Raw genomic sequence first — 14,241 nt, forward strand, 5'->3', positions numbered from 1 at the left:
CCCGGCTGCCCGCGACCGGCGGTGCCGGCGGCCCGGCACGTGTGGGCGGCCAGGTACGCACCGAGGGCACGGCACGTGTGGACGGCCAGGTACGCACCGAGGGCACGGCGCATGTGGGCAGCCCGGCACGCACCGAGGGCACGGCGCATGTGGGCAGCCTGGCACGTGTGGACGGCCCGGTACGCGTGGGCGGCGCGATCGCCCCTGCCCCCGGCGTCGTCCTGGACGTCGCGGTCCTGGCCGCCGCCCACCCCGCCCTGCGCACCCGAGTGCTGCGCGCCGCCGCCCTGGCGGCCGGCGCGACCCCCGGCGCGCTCGCGGCCGTGCACGTCGACGCGATGGACGCCCTCGTCGTCGACCACCACGGCCAGGGACCCGCGCAGGTGCCCGGCGGCGTCGTCGTCACCCGGGAGTGTGGCAGGCTGATCCTGGCCGGGGGATGAGCGGTCGGACGGGGGCGCACGCCCCGCACGCTGGTGGAAGGAGCGCAGGTGGACGCGCACGACATGGGTGACGGCCTCGAGAAGGTCCTGCTCTCCCAGGAGCAGATCGAGGACCGGCTGGACGAGATGTCCGCCCAGATCGACGCCGACTACGCGGGCAAGGAGCTGCTGCTCGTGGGGGTGCTACGCGGCGCCGTCATGGTCATGGCCGACCTGTCCCGCCGGCTACACCTGCCCGTCCAGATGGACTGGATGGCCGTCTCCTCCTACGGCTCCGGCACCAAGTCCTCCGGTGTGGTGCGGATCCTCAAGGACCTCGACACCGACCTCATGGGCCGCAACGTCCTCATCGTCGAGGACATCATCGACTCCGGGCTGACGCTGTCCTGGCTGATCGCGAACCTCCGCTCCCGCGGCCCGGAGTCCGTGGAGATCGCGACGCTGCTGCGCAAGCCCGAGGCGGCGAAGGTGGAGGTGGACGTGCGCTACGTCGGTTTCGACATCCCCCCCGAGTTCGTCGTCGGCTACGGCCTGGACTTCGCCGAGAAGTACCGCAACCTGCCGTTCGTGGGCACGCTCGCCCCGCACGTGTACGGCGGCTGAACCCGCGGGCCACCCGTCCGGCCGGCACCAGGAGCGCAAACAGCCACGCCCTGGGCGAACAACGCCGGGCTGTCCGGCGTTGTATCAGCAAACTCGGATACCGTCGGGCGATGAGTAAGCAATCAGGAGGGATCGGGCGGGCAGCCCGGAGTCGATGAACGCCAAGAACGTGTTGCGAGGCCCATTCATCTGGATCCTCCTGGTGATCCTCTTCGTCTCGATGGGCTGGTCGTTGCTGGGTCAGCAGAGCGCCCAGCAGATCGACACCTCCCAGGGCCTCGAGCTGCTCGCCGGCAATACCGTCGAGCAGGTCGAGATCACCGAGGGCACCCAGCGGGTGCGGATGACCCTCACCGAGCCGTACAAGGTGCCCGACGGCAGCGGCGGCACCGTCGACAAGGGCACGACCGTGGAGTTCTTCTACGTCACGCCTCAGGGGCCGGCGGTGGTGCAGGCCGTCGAGGACGCCGCTCCGGCGCAGGGGTACAACTCCGTCGTCCCGACGACGTCGATCTGGACCTCCCTGCTCACCCTCATCGTGCCGATGGTGCTGATCTTCGTCGTGTTCTGGTGGCTGCTCTCGCGCAGCCAGGGCGGCGCCGGCGGCATGATGAAGTTCGGCAAGTCCAAGGCCAGGATGGTCTCCAAGGAGACGCCGCAGGTCACCTTCTCCGACGTCGCCGGGGAGGACGAGGCGGTCGAGGAGCTCGAGGAGATCAAGGAGTTCCTCGCCGAGCCCGAGAAGTTCCAGGCCGTCGGCGCCAAGATACCCAAGGGCGTCCTGCTGTACGGGCCGCCCGGCACCGGCAAGACCCTGCTGGCCCGCGCCGTGGCCGGTGAGGCCGGCGTCCCCTTCTTCTCCATCTCCGGCTCCGAGTTCGTCGAGATGTTCGTGGGCGTGGGCGCCTCGCGCGTGCGGGACCTGTTCGAGCAGGCCAAGAACAACGCGCCGGCGATCATCTTCGTGGACGAGATCGACGCCGTCGGCCGGCACCGCGGCGCCGGCATGGGCGGCGGCCACGACGAGCGCGAGCAGACCCTGAACCAGCTCCTCGTCGAGATGGACGGCTTCGACGTCAAGACCAACGTCATCCTCATCGCCGCCACGAACCGGCCCGACGTCCTCGACCCGGCCCTGCTGCGTCCGGGCCGTTTCGACCGCCAGGTCGCCGTCGAGGCCCCGGACCTGCACGGACGCTCCGCGATCCTCGAGGTCCATGCCAAGGGCAAGCCCATGGCGCCCGGGGTGGACCTGAACATGGTCGCCAAGCGCACCCCCGGGTTCACCGGTGCGGACCTGGCGAACGTGCTCAACGAGGCCGCCCTGCTCACCGCTCGCTCCAACGCCCAGCTCATCGACGACCGCGCCCTCGACGAGGCCATCGACCGTGTGGTCGCCGGCCCGCAGAAGCGCACCCGGGTGATGAACGAGAAGGAGCTCAAGGTCACCGCCTACCACGAGGGCGGCCACGCCCTGGCAGCGACCGCACTGCGCTACACCGACCCGGTGACGAAGGTGACGATCCTGCCGCGTGGGCGCGCCCTCGGCTACACCATGGTCATGCCCACCGAGGACAAGTACTCCACCTCCCGCAATGAGCTGCTCGACCAGCTCGCCTACGCCATGGGTGGCCGCGTCGCCGAGGAGATCGTCTTCCACGACCCCACCACCGGCGCCTCGAACGACATCGAGAAGGCCACCGCCATCGCCCGCAAGATGGTCGTCGAGTACGGCATGAGCGACCGCGTCGGCGCCATCAAGCTCGGGCAGACCCAGGGCGAGCCGTTCCTCGGCCGTGACATCGGCCACCAGCGCGACTACTCCGAGGACGTCGCCCGCATCGTCGACGAGGAGGTGCGGCGCCTCATCGAGGCCGCGCACGACGAGGCGTGGGAGATCCTCACCCAGTACCGTCACGTGCTCGACAAGCTGGTGCTCCAACTCCTGGAGCACGAGACGCTCAACGAGCGGGAGCTGGCGCGGATCTTCGAACCCGTCACCAAACGCGCCCCGCGCCCGGTCTGGCTCTCCTCCAGCGAGCGCCAGGTCAGCGACATCCCGCCGGTGCTCACCCCGGCCGAGCGGGCCCGCGGGGAGAACATGCTCCCGCAGGACCAGTCCGCCGCCGCGGGGGAGACCCCCCTGGAGGGCGTCGGCCCGATCCCCGACGGCGGCCGGGTGGGCGGCCCCGCCGAGGGGGTCTGATGGCCGCCGGCAGCTACGACGCCGACGGCGTCCGCCGGGCGATCCGCGACCTGCTCACCGCCGTCGGCGAGGACCCGGACCGTGACGGCCTGCGCGGCACGCCCGACCGGATGGCCCGCGCGTTCGCCGAGATGTTCGGCGGCCTGGCAGAGGACCCGGACGACCACCTCGAGGCGGTGTTCGACCTCGGTCACGAGGAGCTGATCCTGGTGCGCGACATCCCGCTCTACTCCATGTGCGAGCACCACCTGCTGCCCTTCCACGGCGTGGCCCATGTGGGGTACATCCCCGCCTCGGACGGCAAGGTGACGGGGCTGAGCAAGATCGCCCGCCTGGTCGAGGGCTACGCCCGCCGGCCGCAGGTGCAGGAGCGCCTCACCTCGCAGGTCGCCGACGCGATCATGCACCGCCTCGAGCCGCGGGGCGTCATCGTCGTCGTCGAGGCCGAGCACCTGTGCATGTCGATGCGCGGGGTGCGCAAGCCCGGGGCCCGCACGCTCACCTCCGCGGTGCGGGGCCAGCTGCGCAACGCCGCCACCCGCGCCGAGGCGATGAGCCTCATCGTCGGGCGCTGACCGGCTCCGGCTCCCCCACCCCGACGCCGCCCGTTAGCCTGGAGCGGTGAACCTCACGTCCCAGCCCGCGACGGCCGGCGGGCCCGCGCACCGCCCCCGCGCCGACCTCGCCCGGACGCTCGTCATGGGCATCGTCAACGTCACGCCGGACTCCTTCTCCGACGGCGGGCAGTGGTACGACTCCGACGTGGCCATCGCCCACGCCCGGCACCTCCTCGCCCAGGGCGCCGACATCGTCGACGTCGGGGGGGAGTCCACCCGCCCCGGAGCCGCGCCCGTCACCCCCGCCCAGGAGCAGGACCGCGTGCTGCCCGTCGTCGAGGCCCTTGCCCGCGAGGGTGCCGTGGTCAGCGTGGACACCGTCAACGCCGGCACCGCCCGGGCCGCGCTCGACGCCGGCGCGCGGATCGTCAACGATGTCTCGGGCGGCCTGTCCGACCCCGAGATGCACGCCACCGTCGCCGCCTCGGACGCGACGTACGTCCTCGGGCACTGGCGCGGCACGCCCGGCACGATGGACTCCCTCGCCGTGTACGACGACGTCGTCGCCGAGGTGTGCGCCGAGCTCACCGACCGGCTCGAGGAGCTGCGGACGGCCGGGGTGCGCGAGGAGCGGATCGCCGTCGACCCCGGCCTCGGCTTCGCGAAGCACACCGACCACAACTGGCGCCTCCTCGCCCACCTCGACGAGGTCGCCGCCCTGGGGTACCCGCTGGTGGTCGGCGCCTCCCGCAAGCGGTTCCTCGGCTCGGTCGTGCGCCCCGCGCTCGCGGGCGAGCCGATGGCGCGTGACCACGCCACCGCCGCCGTGAGCGCGATCGTCGCCGGGGCCGGGGCCGGGGCCGGGGCCGGGGCCGGGGCCGGGGCCGGGGCCGGGGTATGGGCCGTCCGCGTGCACGAGGTCGCCACGTCCGTCGACGCCGTGCGGGTCGCGGCGGCGGTGCGGAACCACCGATGAACGCGGCCGCGAGTGACACACCGGACCAGATCCGGCTGGTGGGCCTGCGGGCCTTCGGTCACCATGGCGTCTTCGCCCACGAACGTGTCGACGGTCAGGAGTTCGTCGCCGACGTGGCGGTGCACCTCGGTCTGCGGGCCGCCGCGGCCGCCGACGACCTGGCGGCCACCGTCAGCTACGCGGACGTCGCCGCGGACGTCGTCGCCCTGCTCGCCGGTGAGCCCGTGGACCTCCTGGAGACGCTCGCCGAGCGGATCGCCGACGTGATCCTCGCGCGCCCGGCGGTGCGGGCCGTCGACGTCACCGTGCACAAGCCGCAGGCGCCCATCACGGTGCCGTTCGACGACGTCCAGGTCCGCATCCGACGCTCAGCCGGTGACGCCCGTGGTGGGGCCGCCGGTACCCGCGACGGGACCGCCGGCACTACGACCGACGGGACCGCCGCCGCGGACCTCGGTCGCCGTCCGGAGCACCCGCAGCGCGCCATCCTTGCCCTCGGCGCGAACCTGGGTGAAGCCGTCGCCACGTTGCGTGCCGCCGTCGGATCCTTGGCCAGGGCCGAGGGGCTGCGCGTCACCGGCGTCTCCCCGCTCGCCCGGACGGCCCCCGTCCTCGCTCCCGGGCAGGACCCGCAGCCGGACTACCTCAACGCCGTCGTCGTCGCCACGACCACCCTCGCCCCGCTGGAGCTGCTCGCGCTGGCCCACCGCATCGAGGCCGAGCACGGGCGCCGCCGTGACGAACGCTGGGGGGCCCGCACCCTCGACGTCGACCTCGTCGCCGTCGGCGACGCCGTCGCGGCGACGCCGGAGCTCACGTTGCCCCATCCGCGCGCGCACGAGCGTGCGTTCGTCCTGCTGCCCTGGGCCCGCACGGACCCGGCCGCAGTGCTGCCCGGCCCCGAGGGTGGGCTCGTCGCGGCCCTCGCCGCCGGGGCCGCGGACCGTGCCACGGTCCGCTGGACCGTCGCCGACTGGCTGACCGCGGCCGTGCCCGGCGAAGAGTCCGGTACCGGCGCGGTGCCCGCGCCCGGTGCACCCGGGCCCGCTGCGGACAGGACCGGTGCACCCGGGCCCGCTGCGGATGGGACCGGCCGGCCGTGATGAACCGCACGTCGCGACCGCTGCTCGTCACCATTGCGCTCGTGGTCGGCGTGATCGCCGTGCTCGTGCTCCGAGGGATGGACGGGCGCGGGCACCTTCCGCCACCCGTGTCGCCGGTGAGCGTGCTGGTACCAGCGGCTTTCGCCGTCGTCCTCCTGCTGCGTGGCCGGGCGGTGCGCCGGCTGGTGGCCCGCGAACCCACCTCCATGACCGCGGTCGGTGCGGCCCGTGTCGTCATGCTGGCGAAGGCATGCGCCCTGGTCGGGTCCGCGCTGACGGGCTACTTTGCGGCCCACCTCCTCGTCGCGCTCGGGAACCTCTCCGGCCCGCTGCCCCGCGAGCACGCGTGGTCCTCCGGCCTGGCGCTGCTCGGGTCGGTGGTCCTGGTGGTCGCGGCCCTCGTGGTGGAACGCTGGTGCGAGGTACCGCCGCCGGAAGACGACGACGATCGCGACGTGCGCGGGACGGGCGCCGCACCCGCCTGACGCCGTCCGGCGGCCGAGCCGGTGTCCCGATCGGGCGGGCCGGGACCACCGACGGCTTCTGGTGGCCGTGCCGAGGTCCCTCCCTGGGGGGGACGCGGCTCCGGCCCGCGGCGGACGGCGCCGGTCCGCCGATCTGTCAGGATGCTTGTCGAGACCGGCCAGCGGCGCAGGATACGAGGAGATGACGATGACCATGAGCCAGGACGGCGCTGATGGCGCTGATGGCGCTGACGGCGTGGACGGCGCGCACGGCCGGGATGGGAACCCCTTCGAGCCTGCGGGAGTGACCTTCACCCCCGTCTCGACCGGCCTCATCACCGCCCGGCTGATCATCGCCGCCATCTTCTTCGGCATCCCCCTCCTCGGTGCCCTCGTCGTGGCTGTCGTGTTCGGCGGCTGGGTGTGGACGGCGCCGGCCGCGCTCGCGCTCGGCACGGGGTGGGTGGTCTGGTTGGTGCCCCGCCAGGTGCGTGCCATGGGCTACGCCGAGGCGGCGGACGACCTCCTGATCCGCAGGGGCATCCTGTTCCGCTCGCTGACGATCGTGCCGTACGGCCGCATGCAGTTCGTCGACGTCAACGCCGGTCCGCTCGACCGCCGTTGCGGCATCGCCAAGGTCCAGCTGCACACGGCGTCGGCCCAGACGGACGCCAAGATCGAGGGCCTGCCGCCGGCCGAGGCGACCCGGCTGCGCGACCGCCTCACCGCTCGCGGCGAGGCCCGGCTGGCGGGGCTGTGACCGTCGAGCCCCCCGCCGGCGACCGGCCCGTCGAGGGTGGGGGAGGCGCGGTGGCGCCCGCGACGCAGTGGCGCCGCGTCCACAAGATCACGCCGCTGCTCAACGCGTGGAAGGCCGTCGTCGCCGTCCTGGCGTTCGTCGCCTGGCAGGCGACCGACCAGCTCACCGGCCTGCCCGCCGGGGTGTGGGACACCGTCACCGAGTACCGCACGACGGCGCTGCTGATCGCCGCGGGCGTCGTCGTCGTGGTGGCGCTGCTCGCGGTGCTCTACTCCACGCTCGCCTGGCGTCGCATGCGCTTCGCGCTCGGCTCCGAGTCGGTCGACCTCCACACCGGGATCCTCTTCCGCCAGGAGCGCCACGCCCGGCTCAACCGGGTCCAGGCGGTCGACGTCGTCCAGCCCCTGCTCGGCCGCCTGTTCGGCCTCGCCCAGGTCCGGGTGGAGACCGCCGGTGGCGACGGGTCGAACGTGATCATCGGCTACCTGGCCGAGGCGGAGGCTCAGGACCTGCGCAACGAGATCATGGCGCGGGCGGCCGGCCTCGACATCCCGGAACGGGCCCCGGGCGTGGACGAGCCCGTGCGGATCGCCGCCGCGCCCGAGCGCGAGATGCTCGAGGTGCTGTCCGGTCGGCTGATCCCGTCGCTCCTGCGTTCCGGCTCCATGCTCTTGTTCCCGGTGGTGCTCGTGGGGATCGTCGTGCTGATCGTCGTCACCGGCACGATCGCGCCCGTGTTCGGTCTGCTCCCGGCACTCCTGGGCTGGGGCGGTTACCTCTGGGGCCGGTTCGCCGGCGAGTTCGGGTTCAAGGTCGCCGTCTCGGCGGACGGGATCCGGCTGCGGCACGGGCTGCTCGAGACCCGCACCCAGACGCTGCCGCCCGGCCGCGTCCAGGCGGTCTCGCTCAAGCAGCCGCTGCTGTGGCGCGGCAAGGGCTGGTGGCGCGTCGAGGTCAACGTCGCCGGCTACGGGCTGAGCTCGGAGCTGTCGGGCAGCTCCGCCGTCGAGACCGTCCTCCTGCCGGTCGGGGAGCGGGGGGACGCGCTCACCGCGCTGTGGCTCGTGGTGCCCGACCTCGGCGTGCCGAACCCGCGGGAGCTGCTCGACGCCGCGCTCGAGGGCGAGGGTGAGGCGGCCGGGTTCCTCGGGACCCCGCACCGAGCCCGCGCCGTGGACCCGCTGGCCTGGCGCCGTCAGGGCGTGCGGATCACCGAGACGGCGCTGCTCATCCGCAGCGGCCGGCTCAACCGCAGGCTCGTCGTCGTCCCGCACGGTCACACGCAGTCGCTCGCGCTCTCACAGGGGCCGCTCGAGCGGCGGCTCCGCCTGACGGACCTCGTCGCGCACTCCGTACCCGGCCCGGTGGTGCCGGTCGCCGCTCACCTCGACGAGCAGGTCGGCCGCGAGCTGCTGATCCACCAGGCGGACCGGGCCCGCCGGGCCCGCGCCAAGGAGGCGCCGGCGGAGTGGCTGCGCCGCGTGGGTGCGGAGTGAGCTTCCCCGAGACCGCGGCCCGGCGCCCCGGCCGGCTGGGCATCGGCCTCGTCGGCGCCGGTCGCGTCGGGGCCGTCCTGGCCAGCGCGCTGCGGAGCACGGGACACGCCGTCGTCGGGGCGACGGCGGTCTCCGCGGAGAGCCGGGACCGCGTCGAGCTCCTCCTGCCTGGGGTGCCGGTGCTGGAGATCGACGAGGTCGTCGAGCGGGCCGAGCTGGTCCTGATCGCAGTGCCCGACGACGTGCTGCCCGACCTCGTCGCCGGCCTCGCCCGGCTCGGGCGCTGGCAGCCCGGCCAGCTCGTCGTCCACACGTCCGGGCGCCACGGCACGCAGGCCCTCGCCCCGGCCGCGGCGGCCGGCGCCATCGTCCTCGCGATCCACCCGGCGATGACGTTCACCGGCACCAGCATCGACCTGTCACGCCTGACGGGCTGCCCGTTCGCCGTCACCGCCGCGGCGCCCGTGCTGCCCATCGCCCAGGCGCTCGTGGTCGAGATCGGCGGGGAGCCGTTCGTGCTCGACGAGTCGCTGCGACCCGTCTACCACGCCGCCCTCGCGCACGGCGCGGACCACCTGCGCACCCTGGTGACGCAGGCCGCCCGGGCGCTGACCGCGGCCGGGCTCGACGAGCCCGGGGCCGTGCTGACGCCGCTGCTCACCGCAGCCCTCGACGGGGCGTTGCGCGACGGCGAGGCCGGGCTGACCGGGCCGGTCGTGAGCGGTGACGTCGGCACCGTGCGCGCGCACCTGGACGCGTTGGGGTCGTTGGCCGGCCGGGACCTGGCCGACGTCGTGGAGACCTATCGCCATCTCGCCAGGGTCACCACCCGGCGGGCGCTCCGCGCCGGCCGGATCAAGGAGCGCGTCGCCGCCGAGCTGCTCGACGTGCTGGCCGAGCCGGAGCCGGTGACGACGGCGGGGACGTCGACGACGGGGGCGACTTCGGGGACGACGACTTCGGGGACGGCGGCGGCGGGGGTGACTGCGGCGGGGGTGACTGCGGCGGGGGTGACTGCGGCGGGGCTGACGACGGCGGCGACGACGACGGGGGCGCTCCCGGCCGGCGGGCTCTCGGCCGACTCGCCGTTCGCCGGCCCGATCGAGCCGGTCGTCACGCGCACCCGGGAGGAGATCACCGCCGCGATCCGCTCGCTCCCCGGAACCCGGGCGCTGGTCATGACCAAGGGCGCCCTGCACGACGGGCACCTCGCGCTGGTGCAAGCAGCGCGGGCGCGGGCCGAGCACGTCGTCGTCTCCGTCCTCGTCGACCCGCTCGAGCTGGGCGAGGACGCTGCCGCCGCTTACCCGCGTGACCTCGAGGCCGACCTCGCGCTGCTCGCTCAGGAGGGTGCCGACCTCGTCCTCATCCCAGGGGCCGATCTCGTCCCGCGACCGGGGCTGACGCTCGAGGTGGTCGAGGCGGCGGCGTCGGGAAGGTCGGCCGGTGCGGCAGCGCGGGGCCGGCCGATGCTCGCCACCGCCAAGCTCTTCGGCCTGGTCCGACCCGACGTCGTCGTCCTCGGGCAGACGGACCTGCGACGTCTCGCGGCCGTGCGCCTGCTCGTGCGTGAGCTCGAGCTGGGCATGGACGTCGTCGACGTGGCGGTGCGGAGGGAGGCGGACGGCCTTGCCGCGTCGGCGCACAACGTCCTGCTCACCCCCGCCGGGCGCCGCCATGCACTGGCTCTCTCCCGTGCGCTGGCTGCCGGGCGCCTCGCCGCGGAGAGCGGTGGTGACGCCGCGGGCGTGCTTGCCGCAGCGCGGGCCGTGCTCGACGCCGAGGGTGCCGTGACCCTGGAATACCTCGAGCTCGTCGACGCCGTGACGCTGGACACGCTCGACGCCGACGGGGCCGGCGGCGTCGAGCAGGCGCTCCTCACGGTGGCCGCACTGGTGGCGGGGGTCCGTCTCCACGACACCCTGCGGGTCGGCCGCTGACGCTGCGGTCCGCAGCATCGCGAGCGGGGGCGCCGAACGTTCGCGGCTACCCTTGTCCGGTGACCGACGTGATTCCGCAGGCCCCCGATCCGACCGAGCCCGGGACGGGCAGCACCACCGAGCTCGACCAGGACATCCCCGAGCAGGTCCGGGTCCGCGCCGCGAAGCGCGAGCGCCTGCTCGCCGCCGGCGTCGACCCCTACCCGGTGACGCTGCCCGTCACCACCACCATCGAGCGGGTGCGGGCCGAGCACGACGGCCTCGAGACGGACGAGGAGACGGACGTCGAGGTCGGCGTCGCGGGTCGCGTGATGTACCTGCGCAACACCGGCAAGCTCTGTTTCGTCGCGCTCCAGGACGGCGCCGGCAACCGGTTGCAGGCGATGCTCTCCCTCGCCGCAGTGGGCGAGGAGTCGCTCGCTGCCTTCAAGACGGACGTCGATCTCGGCGACCACCTGTTCGTCCACGGCCACGTGGGCAAGTCCCGCCGCGGCGAGCTGAGCATCTTCGCCGACGCGTGGCAGCTTGCGGCGAAGTCGCTGCGCCCGCTGCCCAAGACGTACGAGAACGAGGCCGGCGAGGAGGTGGCGCTCTCCGAGGAGGGCCGGGTGCGCCGTCGCCACCTCGACCTGATCCTGCGCCAGGGCGCCCGGGACATGGTCCGCACCCGGGCCGCGGTGACGAAGTCCCTGCGCCGCCTGCTCGACTCGCGCGAGTTCGTCGAGATCGAGACGCCGATGCTGCAGATCCAGCCCGGTGGCGCCGCGGCTCGCCCGTTCGTCACGCACATGAACGCCTACGACGTCGACCTGTACATGCGCATCGCGCCGGAGCTGTTCCTGAAGCGGGCCGTCGTCGGGGGCATCGAGAAGGTCTTCGAGATCAACCGGAACTTCCGCAACGAGGGCGCGGACTCCACCCACTCGCCCGAGTTCACCATGCTGGAGGCCTACGAGGCGTACGGCTCCTACGACACCATGGCCGAGCTCACGCGCGACCTCGTGCAGCAGTCGGCGCTCGACGCCTTCGGCTCCACCAACGTCACGCTCGACGACGGCACCGAGTACGACATCGGTGGGCAGTGGGCCGAGCTGTCCCTGTACGGATCCCTCTCCGAGGCGCTCGGCGAGGAGATCACACCGGCGACGCCGCACGAGGTGCTGCTCGCGCACGCGGAGCGGCTCGACGTCGGCGTGGCTCCGCACTACACGCCGGGCAAGACCGCTGAGGTGGTGTGGGAGCACCTGGTCGGCGAGCACCTGTACGCGCCGACGTTCGTGCGCGACTACCCGGTCGACACCTCCCCGCTCACACGCGCCCACCGCTCCATCCCCGGCGTCGTCGAGAAGTGGGACCTGTACGTGCGCGGCTTCGAGCTGGCCACCGCCTACTCCGAGTTGGTCGACCCGGTCGTCCAGCGGGAGCGCTTCGCCGCGCAGGCGCTCGTCGCCGCGGCGGGCGACCCCGAAGCGATGGTGCTCGACGAGGACTTCCTCGAGGCCATGGAGCAGGGCATGCCGCCCGCGGGCGGCATGGGCATGGGCATCGACCGTCTCCTCATGGCGCTGACCGGGCACGGCATCCGCGAGACGGTGACGTTCCCGTTGGTCAAGCGGCGCTGAGGTGCTGAGTGGGCTGTGGCCGCCCGACACCGGCCGAGCTCACGTTGCCATGCGCGAGCCCCGGCCGGTCGCCGTCGCCGTGGACGACGACGGCCACCACCTCACGCACGCCCGGTAGCCGGTAGGGCCGCCTCGCCCGGGCCGACGATGTCGATGCTCGTGGGCGCCCCCGACGTCGGCTGCGTTCGGACGGAGTGCCCGGCTACCGCACGCCCGCGCGCTCAGGCTCGGCGGGCTCGGGAGCCGGCGGACGGCGACGGCGGTTGCGCCGCGCGAACCAGAGCGTCAGCAGGAGAAGCACGACGGCGACCGGCAGCCACGGCAGGATCACGCCGAGAGCCACCAGGAGGCCGCTCGCGAACGAGACCAGCGCGTCCCAACCGGTCTGCAGGCCACCGAGGAATCCCTCGGCCTCGAGGCGCGGGTCGTCGCGGGCCACGAGGTCGACCGTCAGGGTGGACATCGCCACCTGGTCGGAGAGGAAGGCCCGCTCGGTCTGCAGGGCCTCGAGGTCGCCCTGACGCTCGCTGAGCGCCTGCTCGGCGGCGATGAGGGCCTCCGAGGTCTCCGCGTCGGCCATGATCGACAGCAGGCGGTCGACGGAGGTCTGCAGCGCGGTGATCCTGGCGTCCAGGTCACGAGTGGTGCGGGTGACGTCCTGCGTGTCCTGGTTGAGGTCCCGGACCTCCCCGAGGGTCTCGAGATCCTCGAGCAGGCCAGTCAGCTCGGCAGCCGGGACCCGCACGGTCAGCCACGCCGCGGGTCGGGCGGACGGCTCTGACGCCTCCGGCCGGAACTCGGACCGGCGGTCGACGTGGCCTCCCACGGCCTCGGTGAGACGTACCAGTTCGTCCGCCCCCGTTGCGGGGTCGTCCACCACGACCGTGGCCGAGGCGGTCATGATGACCTGCCGGTCGGCGTCGACCGGTGTACCTACCTGATCTGCTGCGCCCGCGTCGCCTGCCGCGGCTTCGCCGCGCACCAACTCTGGGCTGTCGGCGCCGACGCTGGAGGCCTGGATGAGGTCGGCGGAGTCGGTGCCGTCGGCCGAGCAGCCGACGAGCAGCAGGGCGCCCAGCAGCAGCGGGGCGAGCCGGTGCGGTGGCCTCATACCCCGTACCGTAGGGGAGCGTCGCAGACCGCGGGGTCTCCGCGGCCGATCCGTGACTGAACCGTGGCACGAACGTGACCTCACTGAGTGTTCACAAGACCCTGGCGACCGGGGCTCCTCGATGAGGGGGGTGACGGGCCAGAGTTGGATGACGCGCCGTGGTCGTGGCTCGGGGCCGAGCACCCAGGGGCCATGGCTGAGCGGCGTACTCACGGCCCATGGCCGAGCGACTCACCCACGGAGTCTCCGCCCCGGAAGCGGAGCCGCTGGAGTGTCCGGCAGCCGAGTACGACGGCCTCCAGCCGAGGGATGCCCGCGGGGTGGGGGTGCCTGCCCTGCACCCCCTGCGTGCGTATCCACAGGCTTGGGGTGGATGTCGGTGCCCTTCGCTAGTGTTCAAACAAACGTTCTGCCTCTACGCTTGAGTGCAGTGGTGCAGGTCAGCGCCCGCCGATGAGTTCCTTCAGTGGGTGCGGGTCTGAGTTCACCGCTTGCTGCAATAGGCGATAGAACAACAGACCAGGCTTGGCCGATCGGCGACGGTTGAACCGAAACGTGTACTCGTCCAGGTAGTAGGCGAGATGTGTGTCACGCACTGCATAATGCAGCGTTCCGGCCAGCCAACGCTTCACGAGCGAGGAGACCAGGTGCACACCTGGCAGCACGCTGCTTTTATCCTCGACGACGTAACTGTTGACGTATTCGTGGGCGAACCCTCGCGCCGGAAGGTTCCGAAAGAGGCGATTGCCGTCAGTATGAATTAGTGCGCCGGTGGCAATCGTTGCTTGTGCGAAGTCGAGAATCTCAGTGGTGTTGGGACGGTCAGCCACTTGCATACGCAGTCGGCCCAGTTTCTTGCCGCGACGCTCGACGGCAACCATGACCGGGATCTTGCCTGTCCCAGCGCCGTGTCGGCCCGGAGAGAGGCCGCCTACGAAGATCTCGTCGAGCTCCACCTCT

Annotated in this window: 12 protein-coding genes and 2 pseudogenes; 12 read left to right on the forward strand and 2 right to left on the reverse strand. The window is 72.9% G+C overall.

What is annotated here, in order from left to right; translation table 11 throughout:
• From ACYC1Z_RS09865 to lysS, 12 genes and pseudogenes are all read left to right on the forward strand, one after another.
• Positions 1 to 443: TilS substrate-binding domain-containing protein (locus ACYC1Z_RS09865; RefSeq protein ID WP_461409351.1), on the forward strand; the 443-nt coding region annotated here is incomplete at its 5' end.
• 48 nt (positions 444 to 491) lie between these two features.
• A complete protein-coding gene (gene hpt / locus ACYC1Z_RS09870) occupies positions 492 to 1,046 on the forward strand; it encodes a hypoxanthine phosphoribosyltransferase (RefSeq protein WP_461409352.1) in 555 nt (184 codons plus the stop codon).
• A gap of 154 nt (positions 1,047 to 1,200) precedes the next feature.
• Positions 1,201 to 3,252 carry an ATP-dependent zinc metalloprotease FtsH gene (ftsH, locus tag ACYC1Z_RS09875; RefSeq protein ID WP_461409353.1) on the forward strand — a complete coding sequence of 684 codons (2,052 nt, stop codon included), beginning with the start codon at positions 1,201 to 1,203 and terminating at the stop codon, positions 3,250 to 3,252.
• Positions 3,252 to 3,827, forward strand: coding sequence for a GTP cyclohydrolase I FolE (gene folE / locus ACYC1Z_RS09880; protein ID WP_461409354.1), 576 nt, complete (start codon positions 3,252 to 3,254; stop codon positions 3,825 to 3,827). Before ftsH ends, folE begins: the two co-directional genes overlap by 1 nt.
• Before the next feature lie 46 nt (positions 3,828 to 3,873).
• On the forward strand, positions 3,874 to 4,785 hold the full coding sequence (gene folP, locus ACYC1Z_RS09885) for a dihydropteroate synthase (protein ID WP_461409355.1): 912 nt from the start codon (positions 3,874 to 3,876) through the stop codon (positions 4,783 to 4,785).
• On the forward strand, positions 4,782 to 5,888 hold the full coding sequence (gene folK / locus ACYC1Z_RS09890; RefSeq protein ID WP_461409356.1) for a 2-amino-4-hydroxy-6-hydroxymethyldihydropteridine diphosphokinase: 1,107 nt from the start codon (positions 4,782 to 4,784) through the stop codon (positions 5,886 to 5,888). The genes folP and folK overlap by 4 nt, the downstream gene beginning before the upstream one ends.
• Positions 5,888 to 6,373 carry a DUF3180 domain-containing protein gene (locus ACYC1Z_RS09895; protein ID WP_461409357.1) on the forward strand — a complete coding sequence of 162 codons (486 nt, stop codon included), beginning with the start codon at positions 5,888 to 5,890 and terminating at the stop codon, positions 6,371 to 6,373. The genes folK and ACYC1Z_RS09895 overlap by 1 nt, the downstream gene beginning before the upstream one ends.
• A gap of 193 nt (positions 6,374 to 6,566) precedes the next feature.
• Entirely contained in the window at positions 6,567 to 7,112 is a 546-nt protein-coding gene (locus ACYC1Z_RS09900; protein WP_461409362.1) for a PH domain-containing protein, read from the forward strand.
• 50 nt (positions 7,113 to 7,162) lie between these two features.
• Positions 7,163 to 8,608, forward strand: coding sequence for a PH domain-containing protein (locus ACYC1Z_RS09905; RefSeq protein ID WP_461409358.1), 1,446 nt, complete (start codon positions 7,163 to 7,165; stop codon positions 8,606 to 8,608).
• Positions 8,605 to 9,504: pseudogene (locus ACYC1Z_RS09910) on the forward strand (Rossmann-like and DUF2520 domain-containing protein); the annotation flags it as partial. The gene ACYC1Z_RS09905 and the pseudogene ACYC1Z_RS09910, both read left to right, overlap by 4 nt.
• 282 nt (positions 9,505 to 9,786) lie before the next feature.
• Positions 9,787 to 10,548 (forward strand): annotated as a pseudogene (locus ACYC1Z_RS09915) (pantoate--beta-alanine ligase); the annotation flags it as partial.
• 59 nt (positions 10,549 to 10,607) lie between these two features.
• Positions 10,608 to 12,170, forward strand: coding sequence for a lysine--tRNA ligase (gene lysS / locus ACYC1Z_RS09920; protein WP_461409359.1), 1,563 nt, complete (start codon positions 10,608 to 10,610; stop codon positions 12,168 to 12,170).
• A 202-nt stretch (positions 12,171 to 12,372) separates the two neighbouring features.
• Here the strand turns inward: lysS and ACYC1Z_RS09925 are convergent, their stop codons facing one another.
• Both ACYC1Z_RS09925 and ACYC1Z_RS09930 read right to left on the reverse strand, forming a co-directional pair.
• The gene (locus tag ACYC1Z_RS09925) at positions 12,373 to 13,281 is read right to left on the reverse strand and encodes a DUF4349 domain-containing protein (RefSeq protein WP_461409360.1); all 909 of its coding nucleotides are present in this window, start codon (positions 13,279 to 13,281) and stop codon (positions 12,373 to 12,375) included.
• Between the two features lie 440 nt (positions 13,282 to 13,721).
• Positions 13,722 to 14,241: IS1595 family transposase (locus ACYC1Z_RS09930; RefSeq protein WP_461409361.1), on the reverse strand; the 520-nt coding region annotated here is incomplete at its 5' end.

This window comes from Georgenia sp., assembly GCF_054605595.1.